Here is an 18,690-nt window from a genome sequence, read left to right on the forward strand (position 1 = left end):
TCGGATGAGTCTCAGCGCACGGCGTTCGCTACGAGTAGTGGTTCCTCGTAGCGGGCGCCGTCGACCGAGTGGATGAGTGCTTTCATGTCGAGTGCCTGCCGATAGGCGACGGTGATCAGTGGCAGATCCTCCGTCGGCGGCGTGAGTCCGTGCTGGGCAAGAATCGCGAGCATCTCGGCGGTGTCTGTTGTCTCGTTCATGCGGCGACCTCGGTCGCAAGGACACCGTCGAGGGACGGCGCGGTGAGGTGGTGATCGGTCACTCGCTGCAACGCGTCGGCGACCCTGAGCACGGTCGCCTCGGCGAACGGCTTGCCGATGATCTGCATCGACAGCGGGAGCCCGGATGAGCTGAAGCCGGTGGGGATGCACAGTGCCGGGAGACCGGTCAGGTTCCACTGGCCGGTGAACGCCAGCGAGTTCAGTCGCTGTGACGGGGTGATCTCGTCGGGACGCTGCGCCGGCGTACCGGCCGACGGGGTGATCAGGACGTCGTACTGCTCGAATGCCCGAGCGACGATCTTGGACCAATCGCGCCGGAACCGGTTGGCCTGAGAGAGATCGGTGGCCGACCAGATCGCGCCGCGGACCAGGTTCGCGCGGGTCCACTTCCCGTAGTCGGACCACTTGGTCTGTAGGTTCTTGCGGTGGTAACTCTGCGCCTCGGCCATCAGGATCATGCTGTTGGCGTCCTTGGCGAGCTCGGCGTACGGCAGCACGAAGTCCTCGGAGACGGCCCCCAAACCGACGAGTTTCTGAACGGCGGCGAGCACACTGTCGCGCATCTCCGGGTCGAGCAGCGGGTGGTCAAAGAAGTATTCGATCGGTAGGCCGATCTTGATATCGGACACGTCCCCGCTCAGGGCACCCACGTAGTCCTCGACCGGTGCCTTGGACACGTTCGGGTCCTTCGGCTCCCAGCCGGCCATCGTGCCGAGCAGGATCGCGCAGTCGTACGCGCTTCGTGCCATCGGGCCGATCGAATCCAACGAGTAGCCCAATGGCACGACTCCGCTCTTCGGGACCCTGCCGTAGGTGACCTTGAGCCCGGAGTGGCCATTCACCGTCGCGGGTCCGCGAACCGAACCTCCGGTGTCGGTGCCCAGCGCACCGAGCGCGAGGCCGGCGGCCACCGCGATGCCGGAGCCGGAGGACGATCCGGCGGGAGTGCGGGTGGTGTCCCACGGGTTGTGCGGGATCAGGAACCGCTTGGACTCGTCCGGGTTGCCGATCGCGAACTCCGAGGTGGTCGATTTTCCGACGAAGACGGCCCCGGACTCTCGTAACCGAGCGACCACCGGCGCGTCGCCCTGAGCCGGACCCCATGCCGGGTCCAGCACTTCGCTGTTCGCCGTCGTGGGTGCGCCGATCATCGCGATAATGTCTTTGACAGCCAGCGGGATGCCTTGCAGGAGGCCCTTGTCGGTTCCAGCCTTGAAGTCGGCGTCGGCGGCGGCAGCCTGCTCGAGGGCTAGTTCCTCGGTGATTTCGACATACGCGCCAAGCGCTTCGTTATATGCCTTGGCCTTGCTGACAATTTCGGTCGTGAGGTCGGTCGCGGTCAGGGTACCGGCACGCAGCTGCTCGGCCGCGTCCTTGATCGTCAGGTTGTTCGCGATCGTCATGAGGGTGGTCCTTTCGTGCAGGGTGGCTGACAGGTCAGTTCGCAGCGGACAGGGGGAAGAACTCAAGCGGGTCGTAGGTCATCGCCGGCTCCAGATCATCGCCGAACTCGTACAGCCCGTCGGCGATCTGGCGCAGCTTCGGATAGTCCGCGACTAGCACGTCGACCTCTTCGGGGGATGGGGTGATCTGTGCCGCCGCTAACGCGGCCTCGACGTACGCCTTGGACTGCTCGGGGGTGGTCATGCGTGGGCTCCTTCGAAAAGTGATTCGGTCGTGGGGACGGTTACCTTGCCGGTGTAGATGTGGCAGGCGACGAAGTGATCCGGCTCGGCTTCGACCCGTTCGGGCCGCTCGGCTGCGCAGATGTCCTGGGCGAACGGGCACCGCGTCCGGAACCGGCAGCCGCTCGGCGGATCGATCGGACTCGGAATCTCGCCGTCGATCTCATCGACGGACTCCTCCCGGCGCGATCGGGTCGGGTCGAGGTTGGGGATGGCCGACAGCAGCACCTGGCTGTACGGGTGCAGGGGCCTGCGGTAGAGCTCCTCGGCCGGCGACTGCTCGACGACCTGCCCGAGGTACATCACGACTACCTCGTCGGAGATGTACTCGACCACGTTGAGATCGTGACTGATGAATACATAGGTCAGTCCGTACTGCTCCTGCAGATCCGACAGCAGGTTCAGCACCTGCGCCTGGATCGACTTGTCCAGTGCGGAAACCGCCTCGTCCAGGACCACCAGTTGCGGTTGGACCACCAGCGCGCGGGCAATGTTCACTCGCTGTCGCTGTCCGCCGGACAGCTGATGCGGATAGTGCGACGCGTACGCCGCCGGTAGCCCGACGTCCGCGATCACCTGGGCGACCCGTTTCGCGGTCTCGGCCTTCGACACTCCCTGCACGGTCAGCGGGAAGCCGATCGATTCGCCGATCGTCGAGCGCGGGTTGAGCGCGGAGTGCGGATCCTGGAAGACCATCTGCATGGCCTTGGCCATCTCCTTTCCGCGGCGGCTCTTGATCTGTCGGTTGGCGAAGATCATTTCCCCGTCCGTTGGCGGGTGCAGACCGGTGATCACACGGGCGAGCGTCGACTTGCCGCAGCCCGATTCGCCGACTATGCCGAGGGTCGAGCCCTTTTTTACGGTGAACGAGACGTCGTTGACGGCCGAAAGTTTGGCCTTCTTGCCGTTATGGCTGACCGCGAACTGCTTGGATACGCCGAGCAGTTCCAGCAGTGGATATTCCTTGAACGCCGAGCGCTCTTCATCGGTAGCGACATCTGGCATGGCGTACTTCTCCTCTCAGAGACGGCTATCGGTTGCCTCGCGCAGCGCATCGCTGGCGAGGTTGAAGCAGACGGAGGTCAGGAAGATCATCAGACCGGGCAACATCACGTTCACCATGGCGATCGAGATCGAGTTGCGCATGGAGTTCAACATGAATCCCCACTCCGGCGCCGGTGGCAGGGAACCGAGGCCAAGGAAGGACAGACTGGCGGCGATGAGCATCGCGACCCCGACCAGTCCGGACGCGTAGACAATGATGTCGTTCATTACGTTCGGGATGATTTGAGACGTCGCGACCTTGATCCGCGAGGCACCGGACAGTTTCGCCGCCTCGACGAACTCCTTGGTGACCACCCGCCTCGTGGCTGATTCGGCGACTCGGGCCACCGGCGGGACGGACACGATCGTGACCGCGATCAACGCGTTCGCCATACCTGGGCCGAGTGAAGCGCTGACGGCGATGGCGAGCAGGACGGCTGGAAACGCGTACAGCATGTCCATTCCGCGCATCAGGACGGTCTGGACCTTGCCACCGAGCATTCCTGCCGTGACGCCGATCGCCGTGCCGATCAGCGTCGCGATAATCGTCGGAACGAACGCAGCGACGAGGGTAAGCCGACCGCCGTAGATCAACCGCGACAGCAGGTCCCTGCCCTGCTCATCGGTGCCGAGCAGGTAGCCCTCGCTGAACGGTGCGAGCAAGCGGTCGGCGGCGATACCCCGCAGGGGGTCGTACGGCGCGATCCAGGGGGCGAGGATGGCAGCGAGGGCAAGCAGGACGATGAATCCTGCCGCCGCCACACCCACCTTGTTCTCCAGGAACCGGCGACCGGTCTCCGCCCAGAACGACTGCGGCTTGGCGCCGTCGTCGACGGCCAGCCACTCCTGACGTAACCGCTCTGCTTCGGCCCGGTCCTGTTCGGAGACTGCGCTCGCGAAGTCGGCAGGAAGCCGACGAACCATCGTCTCGGTCATGTCAGGGTCCCCCTTACCCGTGGGTCGATCGCGGCCTGGATGATGTCCACGGCCAAGTTGATGAGCACGAACGCGAAGGCGATGATGAGGATCGTTCCTTGGATGACCGGCAGATCCCGCGAGGAGATCGCGTTGTAGGTCAGCGTCCCCATGCCCGGCCAACGGAAGATCGTCTCCACGACAACCGATCCGCCGAGCAGGTACCCGAATTGAACGCCTGAGGTGGTCAGGACCGGCGAGATCGCATTACGCATCACGTGTTTGCGGACCTCGTTTTCGCTGAGCCCTTTCGCTCGCAGCGTCTCGATGAAATCGGCCGACATGGTGTCGACGATTGCTGCCCGCATCACCCGAGCGGTAATACCTGCGGTCACCAGCGACCCGGTTGCGACCGGCAGGATGAGCGAGGAGATCGCTCCGCCGATCCCGTCCTCCATCCCGTTCCAGCCGCCGGCCGGCAGCAGCTGCAACTTCGAGGCGAAGACGCTCAGCAGCACCACGCCGAGGAAGAACGACGGGATACTCAGCCCCGCGAGGCTGAAGGTGGAGACGATCTTGTCTACCCACCCGCCGCGCCGAGTGCCGGCGATGAATCCCAGCAGTATCCCCAAGGCGACGCCGATGACCGCGGACACGATCGCGAGGATGAAGGTGTTCGCCCACGCCTGGCCGAGCAACTCGGAGACGTCGCGGTGACGCTGTTGGGAGAATCCGAGGTCGCCCTGGAGGATGTTGACGAGCCAGTCCCAGTACCGGATCGGCAACGGATCGTGAAGTCCGAGGCGTTCCTCTGCCGCGTACTTCTCCGCGTCGGTCATCTGATCGTTGATGAGGCCGCCGGCGGCGCTACCCGGTAGGACGTTCATCAGCAGGAAGCAGATGATGGAAACGCCGATCAGAATGGGAATCGAGTAGAGCAGCCGCCGTACGGCGAGGCGGAACATGTCAGTCCTCCACCGAGATCAGGGTGAAGTCGGTCCACCAGGAAAGCACCGGGATGAAGCCCTTCACCTCGGGAGCGAGTACCCGCAGGTTGAGGTCGTGCATCCAGTACAGGAAGTCCGCCTCGTCTAAGGCGATGTCGAGCCCCTGTCGGAAGTACTCGTGGGTCTGCTCGATGTCGGTGGTGGCCAAGCCCTTGTCCCAGAGTTCGTCGATCTCGGGGTTGCACATGCCGGCTGCGTTCGGGGTACCGGGCACCCGTTCGCACATCACCGTGGTGGTGTAGGTGGTCGGGAGCATTCCGGCGGCCGGGGAAGCCCACAGAATGTCGATGTCCTGCCATTGCGGGCTGTTGAGTCCCTCGATGCCCATGGTGAGCAACGTGTTCCACTCGACCGGCATGAGCTCGACGTCGACGCCGATATCGGCGAACTGCTGTTGGAGCGACTGCATCATCTCCGGCGGGTACATGTTGCCCGAACCGCCTTGTGGGTAGGCGAACACGAGGGGCTTGAGACCCTCGCCGCCGGGATAGCCCGCCTCAGCGAGCAGTTGCTCCGCCTTTGCCTTGTCGTAGCCGTAGCCTGGATTGTCCGGGACGAAGTCGGGGTGACCTTCATACACGTACTGCGATGCCGGGAAGCCAGCATCGTTGATGATCGCGGCGGTCGCCTCACGGTCGAGCGCGTAGTTCAACGCCTGACGCAGTTCGACGTTGTCCTTGAACGGCGCCCGGAACTCGTTGAACCGCGGCGAGATCGAATGCGGGTACTTCGCGAGAATGACGTTGGCGCCGCTGTCCTGCAGTTGTTGGATGGCGTCCGGGGCCGGCGCGTCGGCCCAGTTGACCTCGCCCGACTCGAACATCGAGAGCCGAGTGGCAGCCTCCGGGGCCGGGTAGAGGTAGATCTCCTCCAGCTTCGCCGGGCCATGCCAGTAGTCATCGTTGCGAACGAGCAAGGCGTGGTCGCCCGGTACGAGTTCCTCCAACGTGAACGGCCCCGTGCCGACGGGAGCCTTCGCGAAGTCTGCCCAGGTGCCGCCGCCATCGATGACCGCTTTGACGGCCGTCGGCGACGGAATGAACCAGGACAGTGCGTCGTAATTGAGCAGGCCGTACGGCATCGTGGTCTCAACGGTCACCGTGTAGTCGTCGACCTTCTTGTACCCGCCGGCCTTCACGTACTTGAATACGGCGGACCCGCGCGATGCCACGTCCGCATCGAAGTACTTGCCGTCAGGATCACCCTTGACCGTGTCCAGTTTGAAGATCACGGCATCAGCGTTGAACGGCGTTCCGTCGGTGAATTCAACGTCCTCGCGCAGTTTGAACGTCCAGACCGTACCGTCTTCGTTCGGCTCGACCGACTCGGCGAGGCTCGGCTGCGGCGTCGGCAGTTCCGTATCCTGGTCGAGGTTCAGGCGAGTGAGACCGTCGTAGAGGTTGTTCGAGACGAAGCGGAAGCCCTCGTAGCCGTTGTCCGGGTATGTGCCGGTGAATGGGATATCCGAGGCGGTCATCGCGATCTTCAGCACGCCGGGATCGCTCGATCCGCCACTGCCGGATGCGCCGCAGGCCGTCAGGGACATGCCCGCGACCAGTAGGCCTGCGACGAAGGTGACCGCCTTGCGCATGGACAATTTCATTGTTTGCTCTCCTTTAACGGACTGGTCGAACGTGCTAGTCGGTGGGCTGGCCGGGGGCGAAGACGCAGCGGCTCCAGTGGCCGTCGTCCTGGTGTTGCGCCTGCGGATATCCGGACCAGCAAGAGGCGCTCGCATATCGGCATCGAGGGGCGAACGCGCAGCCTGGTGGGATGCGCTGCAGCGACGGCGGCATCCCACCGATAGCCATCGGGCGGTCCGGCTGGCCGGCGCGAACGTTGGCTTCGATCAGCCCCTCGGTGTACGGATGCGCCGGTGAGTTGAGAACCTGCTCGGCGGTACCGAATTCGACGAAGCGCCCCGCGTACATGACCGCCACGTCGTCGGCGAGTTCCGCCGCGACACCCAAGTCGTGAGTTACCACCACGATGCTCATCTGGTTCTCGATCTGCAGCTGGCGGAACAACCGGATGATGCGGGCCTGAACGGTCACGTCGAGCGCGGTCGTGGGCTCATCGGCCAGCAGGACCTGCGGTCGGCCGGCAATCGCCATCGCGATCACGATGCGTTGCCGCATACCGCCGGACAGCTGGGACGGGTATGCCTTCAGCCGCGTCTGCGGTGATGGGATTTGCACGAGGTTGAGTAGGTCGAGCGCGCGGGCCGACCGCTCGCCCTTCGCCATATCCGGGTTTGCCTTGCCGATCGTCTCGATCAGCTGCTCACCGACGGTATATACCGGATCCAAGGCCGTAAGCGGGTCTTGGAAGACCATCGAGATGTCGCGACCACGGACCGACCGGCGCTCCTTTGCGCCGAGTGAGAGCAGGTCGCGGTCCCCCATGACGAGTTCGCCGGTGATCAGCGCGCTCGGCGGGTTGATCCCGATGATCGAGCGGAGCATCGCGCTCTTGCCCGAACCGGACTCGCCGATGACGGCGAGCGTCTTCGCGGGCTCGAGGGTGAACGAGACCCCGTTGACTGCGGAGGTCTCGCCGTGTCGCGTGCGGAAGGTCGTGGTCAGGTCCCGTACGTCGAGCGTGAACGAACTGGGCGGAGCCTGCGTTGTTGCCGTTTCGCGGGATTCCAGGAGTGTGCTCATTCGGTTGCACCAGACTTTCGAAGAGGTCTCATCTGTGGTCCTTCGACGTTGAAGGGGGAACGGAGCCGGGCTCCGAGATTTGCTGCCCGGCGTCGTTGCCGGTGGCTAACTTGGCGGCCAACCCCACGAGGTTGTGGGGCTTCAGCGGTGGACTCGCCGTGTGATGACTAAGAATCCCGGCCGGATGTTTCGCGTGACCTCGGCACCGATCAACGATGTGTTTCGCGGGTTTACGCGACCGAGATATCCCGTCTGACCTGCAGTTATGCGATCGGTGGTGAAACGCTCCGCGAGTGCTGTGCGGGCGGTTTGTGAGGCGAGACACGACGAGGAGGCCGCAATTCCACGGGTGCCGGCGCAATTTCGGCGAGCGTTCGGACTTGCCCGGCTATGCAATGTGGAGAAAACGCAACAATGCGTGGAAATAGTGCGCCCGAATAGCAGCGACAACGCGCAGCCGCACCGCGAACCGGCGCAACGGGGCCGCTCCGCTAGAGAATCCCAGGTGTTGAAGTCGCGCAAATGACGCGTTACCTGCGGGCACCTCGCACGAAATCCATGACGCCCAGTGTTGGTGGCGTCCGCCTGTTGGCGTCCCGACACGTTCGGGCCACAGTCCCCGCATGAAAGGAAAGCAGGAACTCATGACCGATATCCGTCACACCGTCACCACGTTGCTCGCGCAAGCGAAGATCAGCCCGACTCCCGAGGAGGTCGACCACCTCATCGATGCCTACGAGGAGAACCGCGCTGGCATCGAGAAGCTGTACGGAGTACCAGGGGTCCGCTACGAGGAGCCCGCAGTTACCTTCGATCCGCGACAGGGCTGATGCACATGACCTCACCGATGAACGAAACTCCGTCCACGATCGCCCAAGCAGCCGCAGCCTTACGGGCCGGAACAACTACCGCGACCGAACTCGCGCAGGTCTCGATCGCCCGCGCCGATGCACTCGACGACAAGGTCGGCATCTACATCAAGCGCTTCGACGAGAAACTGCTCGAGGCAGCAACTGCGATCGACACAGACCTGGCCAGCGGTAAAGAACTCGGCCCACTCGCGGGAATCCCGCTCGGCATAAAGGACATCATCACCACCATCGAGGCACCCACCACCGGACAGTCACTCGTACAGGACTTGTCCTGGGGTCCGGGCATAGGCGACGCCGTCGTCGTCCAGCGACTCCGCGCGGCGGGTGCGTTGATCACCGGTAAGACGACCACCATGGAGTTCGCCATGGGTCTACCGGATCCGGCCAAGCCATTTCCCATCTGCCGTAATCCCTGGGATCTGGACACATGGGCCGGTGGCTCATCCTCCGGCACCGGTTCCGGTATTGCCGCCGGCGTCATTCTGGGCGGGCTGGGCACCGACACCGGCGGATCCATCCGCAATCCGGCTGCGTTCTGCTCGGTGACCGGCCTCATGCCCACCGCCGGTCGAGTCCCGAAGTCGGGGTGTCTGCCGCTGGGATACTCGCTGGATCACATCGGACCGTTGGCACGATCGGCCGAGGACTGCGCCATCATGCTCAATGCCCTCGCCGGGTACGACGACTCGGACGCCACCGCCATCGACGTACCGACCGAGGACTACACCGCCGCCCTCAGCGGTGACCTCAGCGGGCTCACCATCGGCGTCGACCGAACCTCCGGCCGCCCCGCCGACATCGTCGACGCCGCGCTCGACCCGCTGTTGGATGACGCCATCGCGGTACTCCTCGCACGTGGCGCAACGGTCGTGGACGTCGCACTCCCCTTCTACGACGAGGCCGCGGCCGTACTCAGCGCGATCAACTCCGGAGAGTACGGCGCATTCCACCGACCTGACGCACAGAGCCAGTTCGAGAACTTCGTCGCGAGTTTCCGAATGGCATTGGGACGCGGCACATTCGTCTCGGCCGCCGACTACGTCCAGGCGCAGCGCGTGCGACGGGTGATTGTCAAAGCCGTCAACACCGACGTCTTCAGCAAGGTCGATCTGGTCCTCTCGCCCACGGCGTGGGTCGGCGCCACACCCCTCGAGGCGCTGATCGAGAAGCCGTGGCAGCGTCCGCTACACGGCAACACCAGCTATTGGGACGTGACGGGCCACCCGGCGATCGCCGTTCCGATGGGATTCAACGCCGACGGTCTACCGCTGTCGTTCCAACTCATCGCCAAGCCGTTTGCCGAGGCGACCGCGCTCGCCGGAGCGTACGCCTACCAGCAGGAGACCGACTTCCATCTCGCCGTACCACCGCTGGCCGGCTAACTAGTCGCAGTAATTCTGATGCGCGGTGATCGAGGCGTTGTTCGACGCCCGATCACCGCGCATCATTACCTTCATCTGCGCCACGGTTCATCGCGTGCGAGCAGATTCAACGGCAAGCTCGACGCCCACGACAGCTGGGTCCTCGGGGACTCGCCTGGTCAGTGGGACCACGCACAGGGCCGCGACAGCGAGTGCGGCGAACGCGACCGCGAGGGTGCGACCCGGATCAGCGGACTGAGCGGCGACAGCGGTTGCCACCGAGATCGCCGCTATTCCGCCGATCTGCCGAAACATTCCGCGAAGACCCGAGACGGCGGCGATCTGGTCCGGCGCCAAATGCAGGGTCGCGTTGTTGGCAGCCGGCATCGCCACACCCATGCCGATACCGGTGATGCCGGCGGCGATACTCAGCCACAGGTACGGCGTCACGCCCGCGGCGGGGTATACGGCGATCAGGCATAGTCCTGCGGCCACAATGATGATTCCGGCGGCTATCGGGCGCCGATAACCGGTTCGGTGCAGCAGCAACACCGCGATTCCAGTCACCGACACCATCCCGATCGCGCGCAGTGACAGCAGCGAGCCCGACTCGAGAGCGCCGAGTCCGTAACGGTCCTGCGCGTACAGCGGGAGCAGCGCGGTCGTACCGATGGCGAAGGCACCGAAGAGCACGTTGACCAGGTTCATCGTCGCGAACCCGCGTCCCGCCAGTAGCCGAGGAGGGACGAACGGATGCGGAAAGTTCCGAGTGTGGCGGGCGAACCAGAGGGCTGCCAGCGCTGCGGTGACGAGCGGCGCCAGGAAGCCGACGCTGAGCAGTTCGACACCATTGCCGACCATCGTGATCGCGAGCATGCCGCAGAGCAACATCGTCGCCAGTTGAAGGGCACCGATGACATCGAGTGGCTGGCCGGTCCTGGTCGTCGTCTTCGGCAAGAAGATGATGCCAAGGATCAGGGAGGCGATCATCAGCGGCAGGTTGCAGATGAAGATCGCACGCCACGACCACAGGTGGACGACGACGCCACCGATCACCGGGCCGAGCACCGAACCGATCGAGAAGATACTGGTGAACAGCCCTAGTGCCTTCGCCCGTCCGGCACCGAATGTCGCGGCCACGATTGCGGTGCCGGTCGGCATGAACGCGCCGCCGCCGACTGCCTGGATGGTGCGCAGAGCAACCAGGGTGTAGATCGTCGGTGCCAGTCCACACAAGATCGCCATGACGATGTACAGCGACGCTGCGCCGATGAAGACGCGGCGCGGGCCATATATATCCGCGATCTTGCCCGCGATAGGCATGACCACAACCTGGGCCAGGTTATAACCGGTGATCGTCCATGCGCCCCATGTGATCGGCGCGTCGAGATCCTCCTGGATTTGTGAGAGCGCGGTCGCAACGATCGTGGCATCGATGGATGCCGACGCCAGCGACATGGCAACGATGGTGAAGATCAGTTTCCGACGGGGATGCGCGGCGTCCGTCAGGCCGGTGCTTACGGGGGAACCATGAGTGGGCGGACTGGACACTTGGTGCCGCGAGGAGGACTTCACGCCAGAAGGTTAGCCGGGCAAAATTTCGTCTATTTTGCGCCGACTTTGCGCGACATCATGATCACGCGCACCGCCAGTGCAGCAGGCGCTACGCGGGTTGTACGCCGGTGCGCGCGCTGCGGTGCGTTTCGTCGACGGGCAGACGTCGGACTAGCGTGACGTGATGGCGGACGAGCAATTGAACGTGTTTGGTTAGACGCATCGGGCTCCACGTCGACCATCCTGCGTTCAGGATGCTCCCGAGCCGCGCTGGTTTCTGTGCGCCCGAGTCCTGGTGCTCAGTTGAATCGCTGGAGGTACTCGACTGTTCGTCGTTCGGCCGCTAGCGGCGACCCAGCAAACCCCGCACTGCTGAGGTTCTGCGCCATTTGCTTCTCGTTCACGTCCGTGTCCCTCTCCAGCAATGACAATTCATGGGCTGCACCTCCCGTGAGGTGGACGAGTTCGCGCATCGCGCGCCATTCCGATTGCCATCGTCCGGCCGAGCGATCGGGCTCCTGCACCCCCGCCGCGGCAACGTTCGCCAACAGCCCGGGAGCCATCGTGGCCGCCGAGCGAATCGAGATCGCCGCTGCTGAATTACGCTTGGGCGGCATCGGCGATGACGTACTCCGACCCGACTGATCCTCATCGCCGATCACCACCTCGTCCACCTCGTGCGAGGCCATCGCTGCGACGTCCGTGGCAATCTTGGCGCATGCGTTGATCGTCTGGACGCACGCGGAGGCCACCTGCAGTACACGTGAGCGATCGTTATGCCACGACGTACGTGGCGCCTCTAACTCCAAGACCTCCGCCACATCGGCGACGAGACCGCGCGGATGAGGTCCCATGTCTGCTAGGTCGTCCGTCGGTCCGCCCAGTTGCACGGCCAGAGATTCCCGCGCCCGCCCTAACTCGGACACGGTATGCTCCAGACCCTCGATCCACTGACATACCTGCCAGCCGTATGTCGTCGGGGCCGCCGGTCGTCCCGGGAGGCGTGCCAGCATCGGAGTAGCTGCGTGCCGTTCGGCAACGCGCGACAACCGACCAATCACCGTGGCGATGCGCGGCCCGATCACGTCGAGGGCTCTCCCGTGCATCATCGAGAACGCCGTATCAATGCAATCCTGGCTGGACAGTCCGTGGTGCACGAGACCGGCGAGGGCCGGAGTCACGGCCGCTCTGATCGCCTCAACGACCGCAATAACAGGAGTCGCGGCTTGCTCAGCGCGTGAGCCGATCCGTAACGAGCCCATATCGATGCTCGCAGTGGCATCCTCAATTAGGTTGGCCGCTTCCTGAGGAATAATCCCGTGATTCGCCTGTGCGGCCATGACTACGGCCTCGAACGTAATTACGGCACGCACGAAAGCGCCATCGGTGAGTTCCCGATCAACCTCGGCGTCGCCCGACATCGAGTCGAAGATTCCGCCGGATGGGAATTGCCCGGGCAGTCCTGAAACGTGATTATGACTAGAAGTCACCGACTATCGTCTCCTTCGGCATTGCAGCCATTCGTCGGTAGGCGTACATGTCCGGCGTCCTGCGCGAGCCTTATCGGCATAGTCCGATCGCCGATCTGCCCATCCCGTGTTTCAGCGGAACCAAGAAGGTTGTGGATCAGCCCACCGCTCGACGGCCGGCGAAGGCACGCCCCAACGTGACCTCATCGGCGTACTCCAGGTCGCCGCCGACTGGCAGCCCGCTGGCTAGCCGAGTCACGCGCAGACCCATCGGAGCCAGCATCCGCACCAAATAGGTCGCTGTCGCTTCGCCTTCGAGGTTGGGGTCCGTGGCGATGATGATCTCTTCGATCGAGGGGCTCTGTAGTCTCGCCATCAACTCGCTCATCCGCAACTGGTCGGGACCGACGCCGTTCACCGGATCGATCGCTCCGCCCAGCACGTGGTAGCGGCCACGGAACTCATGAGTGCGTTCGATTGCCGCGACGTCTTTCGATTCCTCGACAACGCAAATGACATTCTCGGACCGTTTCGGGTCACGACAGATACGGCACACGTCCTCTTCGCTGACGTTTCCGCAAGTAATGCAGAAGCGCACCTCATCCTTCACCCGCCGCAACGCGTCCATCAATTCGACGATCTGTTCACCGTCGACCGTGAGCAGGTGAAAGGCGATCCGTTGTGCACTTTTAGGCCCGACGCCCGGCAGTCGGCCGAGCTCGTCGATCAACTGCTGGACGGCGCCCTCGAAGGCCACTTACAGGCCTGGGAGGCCGAGGCCGCCCATGCCGCCGGTGAGGCCGCCCATCTTCTGCTGCGTAAGTTCGGCAGCCCGCGCGGTCGCGTCTCGAACCGCTGCCACGACGAGATCCTGCAGCGATTCGACGTCCTCGGGGTCGACAACCGTAGGATCAATCTCCACACCGACGATGTCCGACGTACCGGTCATCTGGACTTTCACCAGGCCGCCACCGGCGGACCCTTCGACCTTCGCCTGCGCCAGTTCTTCCTGCGCCCGCGCCAAGCCTTCCTGCATCTGCTGGGCCTGCTGCAGAATCGCGCCCATGTCGGGCATGCCTTCGGGCTGCATGTGGTCTCCTCCGCGTCTGGTGTGGGGCGGCTTCTAGGGTAGTCGTTCGGCAGCGCTCGCGGACGCGGTGCTACCTACTGCTCAACGATCTCTTCGGCACCGAGTTCATCGCGAAGCAGGTTCACCGCCGCCTGGCCCGGATCGAGCCCAGCGCGCGGGTCCGTCACCGATTCATCCTCGGGATCTGCGGAGTAGTCGTCTTCGTCATCCGCCGGCGGCGCATCAGGACTTTCAGCGTCCGCCCCGCCCGCGCCTTGCGGCGGCGCGCCATCAGTTACCTGAATCGCCCACGTAACCCCGAGTACGTCGTGCAAGGCGCCCTTCAGCGCGTCGTGCTGCTGGGAGAGACGTCGTACCAACGCCGGTGGCGTCGTGATGATGAGTGTGTTTTCGCGTACGGAGACAGGCGTCGCGGCCTCGACCAGCGCGGCTCCGGCGCGACTGCTGCGTTTGACGACATCGACGACTACACGCCACTGACGTCGTACTTCGGCCACATCGAATGCGCCGGACCCGGCGGACGCCGGTGCCGGTGGCGTTGTTTGCGGAGCGGATGCCGCTGTATCCGATGCGGGAACCGAGGCCGCTAGGGCGGACGCGGTTCGCTCAGACACAACGGGCGGCACCGGAGGCCGTTCCGGCTCCGTGCGATCGGTCGCTGCGGACTGTACGGCGGGGCCAGCGGTTTCCGATCCGCCCGTCGACGGCGCTACGGCGACCTCCCTCGACTGCTCGGCGACGTCCCGCACCGAGTTGGACGAGTCCGGTGCGGCAGTCTCGGTGGCCTTGAAATCGGATTGCTCCGCGGGCGAGTCGGCGTCGTCGCCACTCGCTACGGGTTGCTGCGAGCGACCCGATCCGGGCACCTTCACCTCCGGCCAGCCGGAGCCGGCAGCAGGCTCAGTCGCCGGCTGCGGCGACACCGCGGGAGCCGCCCCACCAGTGGGCTGTGCACCGCGTGGGTCGCGGGCGACCGGGCGCGATTCCTGCCGAGGCGACGACGGCCGTTCGGCCGGTTGCTCTGCACGACGGGTACCGCTTCGCGGTGCCGGACCAGGGTCGTTGCCAGGTTCGGCCTGGGCAGTCTGAGAACGCTCTGGATCGAGTTGCGTGTCGCCCGGGTCGCGTCGCTTCGCGGCGTCGGCGCGCGAGGGATCGGGCTGTGCTGTTTCGTCCCGCGATGCGGAGTTCGGTGGCACGCTCACCGAATCGCTGGGCTCCGAGCCAGCGCCGGACGGCGTGCCGGCGGAACTCGGCGCCTGATGACCGGACGCTGGAATCTCACTGCTGGGCTCGGGGCCCTGCGGCGTCGGCGCGCGCCCAGCGGCGAGTTCGGCTTCGGCTCGCTGACGCGGAGTCAAACCGTCGGCAGATGCGGCCACTCGCACCCGGCCCCTTGGGGAATCGCCTGCTGACCCGCTGCCTGGGGTCGGCACACCGCCGATCTCCATCCGGCGTTCCAGCCGTTCGATCCGCTGGGTCATCGACGCCGCGTCATCGCCGACCGCAGGCAGCAGCATCCGCGCACAGATCAGCTCGAGGCCCAACCGCGGCGCCGTCGTACCGCGCATTTCGGTGAGTCCGACGTGCACGATGTCCGCGAGTCGCGAGAGTGTCGACAGGCCTAGCCGACTGGCCTGATCGACCAACCGCTCGAGGTGGTCGACGGGCGCGTCGATGAGGCCTTTCTCGCCAGCGTCTGGCACTGCTGCGATCAGAATCAGATCGCGCAGCCGATCGAGTAGGTCTGCGCCGAACCGTCTCGGATCGTGTCCCGCATCAATGAGACGGTTCACCGTCCCGAACACGGTCGCGCCGTCCGCCACGCCGACCGCTTCGACCATGTCATCTAGCAGCGCCGCATCGGTTACCCCAAGCAGCGCTAGCGCTTCTTCGTACGTGATGCCGTCCGGCCCGGCGCCGGCAATGAGTTGATCCAGCAATGACTGCGAATCGCGCACCGAACCACCGCCGGCGCGAACCACGAGCGGCAGGACGGCGGCGCCTACCTGAACGCCCTCTGCCGCGCAGTTGCGCTCAAGCAGGTCACGCATCGCGGCCGGCGGCACCAGACGGAACGGGTAGTGGTGGGTGCGAGAACGGATCGTCGCGAGCACCTTGTCCGGCTCGGTGGTCGCGAAGATGAACACAACCGACTCCGGCGGCTCCTCGACGACCTTCAGCAGCGCATTGAAGCCTTGATTCGAGACCATGTGGGCCTCGTCAATGATGTAGATCTTGTAGCGGCTCTGCACCGGAAGTTGGAATGCGCGCTCACGTAGTTCGCGAGCATCATCGACGCCGCCGTGCGACGCGGCATCGATTTCGATCACGTCGATATTGCCGGCGCCGTCCGGGGCGAGATCGATACAGGACTGGCAGGCACCGCATGGGTGCGAGGTCGGGCCCTGCTCACAGTTCAGCGAGCGAGCGAGAATGCGTGCCGACGACGTCTTTCCGCACCCGCGTGGTCCGGAAAAGAGATAGGCGTGGTTGATGCGGCCGGAGTCGACCGCGGTCATCAGCGGGCCGGTGACATGCTCCTGTCCGACCACCTCCGCGAACGTCGCCGGGCGGTACTTCCGGTAGAGCGCTAGCGCCATCTCTCACCTCTGATCAGCCTCGTCCGTCCCCGCGAGCCTAGTCGGTGGCTCGGACAACGCGCGGGCGTGGCGGGCGGTTGGGCGCAGCGGCCGACGCGGCACTGAGCTGCTACACGAAGGGACCCCTCGCGCACCCGCCAGAGCCCGCTTATCCTTGCTGCCTTCCGGCCCTGGGGAGGTTCACAGGGTGACGCCACACGAGGGGTCGATCAGCAATAGTACGCGAGTGCAGCCACGCCCGCCTCAGCAAGGGCCGTTACCTTTCCCACGGCTGTCGCAACGCAACATCACCGAACGCATTCAGTGAGGCCAGGCCGGACGCCGCCTACTTTCCCCACTCGCCGGGCGGGCCTATGACCAACAGCACCGACACGATCGCGACAACGATGACGACCACCAGAATCGCGAACGGCACCGGATTGCGCAGACCCCAGCGCAACGCACGGTCGATCACTGACCCGTCGCGTGGATCATCACTCGCCTCGGTACGCCACCCACCGGTCAACAGCCCGCGGCGCTCCAGCGAGCGATCCAGTGGCAGCGTCCCAAAGGGCACGATAGCCATCGCGACTGCACCAACGATGCGAGCGAGCGGCCAGCGCTGATTCAGCCCGACAATCAACGCAGTTGCGGCATATGCGACGAACGCGGTCCCGTGGATCAACCCGAATGGAAACACCAGCGCGTCGAAGTCGAAGACGTACTTGCCAACCATGCCGATAATCAGCAACGCCCAGGTGATCATTTCGGCGACCGAGACGATGCGGTATGCGCGTTGCGGGCTGAAGGCAGTCTGGGGCGGCACGGTGGTCGTCACCCCTACAGGTTATGCGGCGTACGACGGAATGGCCCGCCGCGGGAATAGATGTCGCTCACCCAGCCGTGGCCTACCCGCCACTAGACGTTTGGCAGGATGTCAGCATTCCGATCCCTGCGCCATTGGAGAATCCCGTGAGCCTCAAGCCGCGCGCCGCCGCACCCGCCCCGACCGACCTGCTTGGCCTCACCGAGCAGTTGGACGCCGAAGAACTAGCGATCCGCAGCACCGTTCGGACCTGGGTAGAAGACCGGATCACCCCGTACGCCGGCCAATGGTTCGAAGACGGCGTGTTCCCCGAGGACCTCATTCCTGAGATCGGCGAGATGGGCCTCCTCGGTATGCACCTCGAGGGCTACGACTGCGCTGGTCTCAACGCGACGAACTACGGATTGGCGTGCCTGGAGCTAGAAGCCGGAGACTCGGGTCTGCGCTCGTTTGTATCGGTACAAGGTTCGCTGGCGATGTTTCCGATCTGGGCGTACGGCTCCGAAGAGCAGAAACAGCAGTGGCTGCCCGATATGGCCGCCGGGCGCGCGATCGGTTGCTTCGGGCTGACCGAACCCGACCACGGCTCCGATCCGGCACATATGGCTACCCGAGCCGTCCGCGATGGCTCCGACTGGGTGATCAACGGCTCGAAGATGTGGATCACCAACGGACCGATCGCGCACGTCGCGGTCGTGTGGGCGATGACCGACGAAGGAATCCGCGGGTTCATCGTACCGACCGACACGAAGGGATTCACCGCCAACGAGGTCAAGCACAAGGGTTCGCTGCGGATGAGCAAGACCGGCGAATTGGTGTTCGACAACATGCGGCTTCCGGCCGACGCCGTACTCCCCGAAGTCACGGGCCTGCGCGGACCGCTCTCGTGCCTGAGCGAAGCACGGTTCGGCATCTTGTTCGGCGCTCTCGGTGCCGGCCGCTCGTGCTTCGAAACCGCGTTGGACTACTCGAAGTCTCGGGTACAGTTCGGCCGCCCGATCGGTGGATTCCAGTTGACGCAGCAAAAGTTGGCCGGAATGGCAATGGACCTCGCCAAGGGCGAACTGCTCGCGCTACACCTCGGTCGGCTCAAGGATTCCGAGCGTGGCCTCGCAGCGGAGCAGGTCTCCTTCGGCAAGTTGAACAACGTCCGGGTCGCGATCGATGCGGCCCGCACCTCCCGCACGATCCTCGGCGGTAACGGCATCAGCCATGAGTACCCGATTATGCGGCACTCTGCGAATCTGGAATCGGTGCTGACCTACGAAGGCACCGAGGAAGTACACACCTTGGTGCTTGGCCAGTTGCTCACCGGCCAGAGCGCGTTCGCGAATTAGCCAGTTCACAAGTTGCACCACGGCGAACTTGAGCAGCGCCGATGGCCGCCAGCCAGCATCCAGC

The 18,690-nt window shown here is 64.6% G+C and carries 17 protein-coding genes and 1 other RNA gene; 3 read left to right on the top strand and 15 right to left on the bottom strand.

The window, feature by feature from the left end; translation table 11 throughout:
* Positions 1 to 11 precede the first annotated feature (11 nt).
* From E1H16_RS11040 to E1H16_RS11075, 8 genes are read right to left on the bottom strand one after another with little or no spacing between them, the layout of a single operon-like run.
* Complete coding sequence (locus E1H16_RS11040; protein ID WP_134323925.1) at positions 12 to 200, bottom strand: hypothetical protein; 189 nt, start codon at positions 198 to 200, stop codon at positions 12 to 14.
* Positions 197 to 1,624 (bottom strand): amidase, encoded by a 1,428-nt coding sequence (locus E1H16_RS11045; RefSeq protein ID WP_134323926.1) that lies wholly within the window; start codon positions 1,622 to 1,624, stop codon positions 197 to 199. The genes E1H16_RS11040 and E1H16_RS11045 overlap by 4 nt, the downstream gene beginning before the upstream one ends.
* 34 nt (positions 1,625 to 1,658) lie before the next feature.
* The gene (locus E1H16_RS11050; RefSeq protein WP_134323927.1) at positions 1,659 to 1,868 is read right to left on the bottom strand and encodes a hypothetical protein; all 210 of its coding nucleotides are present in this window, start codon (positions 1,866 to 1,868) and stop codon (positions 1,659 to 1,661) included.
* Positions 1,865 to 2,911: an ABC transporter ATP-binding protein gene (locus E1H16_RS11055; RefSeq protein WP_134323928.1), complete on the bottom strand. Its 1,047-nt coding sequence runs from the start codon at positions 2,909 to 2,911 to the stop codon at positions 1,865 to 1,867. The genes E1H16_RS11050 and E1H16_RS11055 overlap by 4 nt, the downstream gene beginning before the upstream one ends.
* A 15-nt stretch (positions 2,912 to 2,926) precedes the next feature.
* On the bottom strand, positions 2,927 to 3,886 hold the full coding sequence (locus E1H16_RS11060) for an ABC transporter permease (protein WP_208379002.1): 960 nt from the start codon (positions 3,884 to 3,886) through the stop codon (positions 2,927 to 2,929).
* The gene (locus tag E1H16_RS11065; protein WP_134323929.1) at positions 3,883 to 4,830 is read right to left on the bottom strand and encodes an ABC transporter permease; all 948 of its coding nucleotides are present in this window, start codon (positions 4,828 to 4,830) and stop codon (positions 3,883 to 3,885) included. Before E1H16_RS11065 ends, E1H16_RS11060 begins: the two co-directional genes overlap by 4 nt.
* 1 nt (position 4,831) lies before the next feature.
* Positions 4,832 to 6,475 (bottom strand): ABC transporter substrate-binding protein, encoded by a 1,644-nt coding sequence (locus tag E1H16_RS11070; RefSeq protein WP_166741723.1) that lies wholly within the window; start codon positions 6,473 to 6,475, stop codon positions 4,832 to 4,834.
* 34 nt (positions 6,476 to 6,509) lie between these two features.
* Entirely contained in the window at positions 6,510 to 7,535 is a 1,026-nt protein-coding gene (locus E1H16_RS11075) for an ABC transporter ATP-binding protein (protein ID WP_134323931.1), read from the bottom strand.
* Between the two features lie 623 nt (positions 7,536 to 8,158).
* On the opposite strand from E1H16_RS11075, the gene E1H16_RS11080 reads away from it, so the two are divergent.
* Positions 8,159 to 8,365: a hypothetical protein gene (locus E1H16_RS11080; RefSeq protein ID WP_134323932.1), complete on the top strand. Its 207-nt coding sequence runs from the start codon at positions 8,159 to 8,161 to the stop codon at positions 8,363 to 8,365.
* Positions 8,366 to 8,370: 5 nt separating this feature from the next.
* Entirely contained in the window at positions 8,371 to 9,789 is a 1,419-nt protein-coding gene (locus E1H16_RS11085; protein ID WP_208379003.1) for an amidase, read from the top strand.
* An 87-nt stretch (positions 9,790 to 9,876) separates the two neighbouring features.
* Here the strand turns inward: E1H16_RS11085 and E1H16_RS11090 are convergent, their stop codons facing one another.
* From E1H16_RS11090 to E1H16_RS11120, 7 genes are all read right to left on the bottom strand, one after another.
* Entirely contained in the window at positions 9,877 to 11,226 is a 1,350-nt protein-coding gene (locus E1H16_RS11090; RefSeq protein ID WP_134323933.1) for an MFS transporter, read from the bottom strand.
* Between the two features lie 395 nt (positions 11,227 to 11,621).
* Positions 11,622 to 12,812: a lyase family protein gene (locus tag E1H16_RS11095; RefSeq protein WP_134323934.1), complete on the bottom strand. Its 1,191-nt coding sequence runs from the start codon at positions 12,810 to 12,812 to the stop codon at positions 11,622 to 11,624.
* A gap of 136 nt (positions 12,813 to 12,948) precedes the next feature.
* Positions 12,949 to 13,548 carry a recombination mediator RecR gene (recR, locus tag E1H16_RS11100; protein WP_134323935.1) on the bottom strand — a complete coding sequence of 200 codons (600 nt, stop codon included), beginning with the start codon at positions 13,546 to 13,548 and terminating at the stop codon, positions 12,949 to 12,951.
* A complete protein-coding gene (locus tag E1H16_RS11105; RefSeq protein ID WP_134323936.1) occupies positions 13,549 to 13,881 on the bottom strand; it encodes a YbaB/EbfC family nucleoid-associated protein in 333 nt (110 codons plus the stop codon).
* Positions 13,882 to 13,955: 74 nt separating this feature from the next.
* Positions 13,956 to 16,484, bottom strand: coding sequence for a DNA polymerase III subunit gamma and tau (locus tag E1H16_RS11110; RefSeq protein ID WP_134323937.1), 2,529 nt, complete (start codon positions 16,482 to 16,484; stop codon positions 13,956 to 13,958).
* A gap of 114 nt (positions 16,485 to 16,598) precedes the next feature.
* Positions 16,599 to 16,694: signal recognition particle sRNA small type (gene ffs, locus E1H16_RS11115), an RNA gene on the bottom strand.
* A 115-nt stretch (positions 16,695 to 16,809) separates the two neighbouring features.
* Positions 16,810 to 17,301 (bottom strand): DUF3817 domain-containing protein, encoded by a 492-nt coding sequence (locus tag E1H16_RS11120; RefSeq protein ID WP_208379004.1) that lies wholly within the window; start codon positions 17,299 to 17,301, stop codon positions 16,810 to 16,812.
* A 134-nt stretch (positions 17,302 to 17,435) separates the two neighbouring features.
* Between E1H16_RS11120 and E1H16_RS11125 the strand changes: the two genes are divergently transcribed.
* Entirely contained in the window at positions 17,436 to 18,626 is a 1,191-nt protein-coding gene (locus E1H16_RS11125; protein WP_243837825.1) for an acyl-CoA dehydrogenase family protein, read from the top strand.
* Positions 18,627 to 18,690: the final 64 nt, after the last annotated feature.

Source organism: Cumulibacter soli, from assembly GCF_004382795.1.
GTDB lineage: Bacteria > Actinomycetota > Actinomycetes > Mycobacteriales > Antricoccaceae > Cumulibacter > Cumulibacter soli.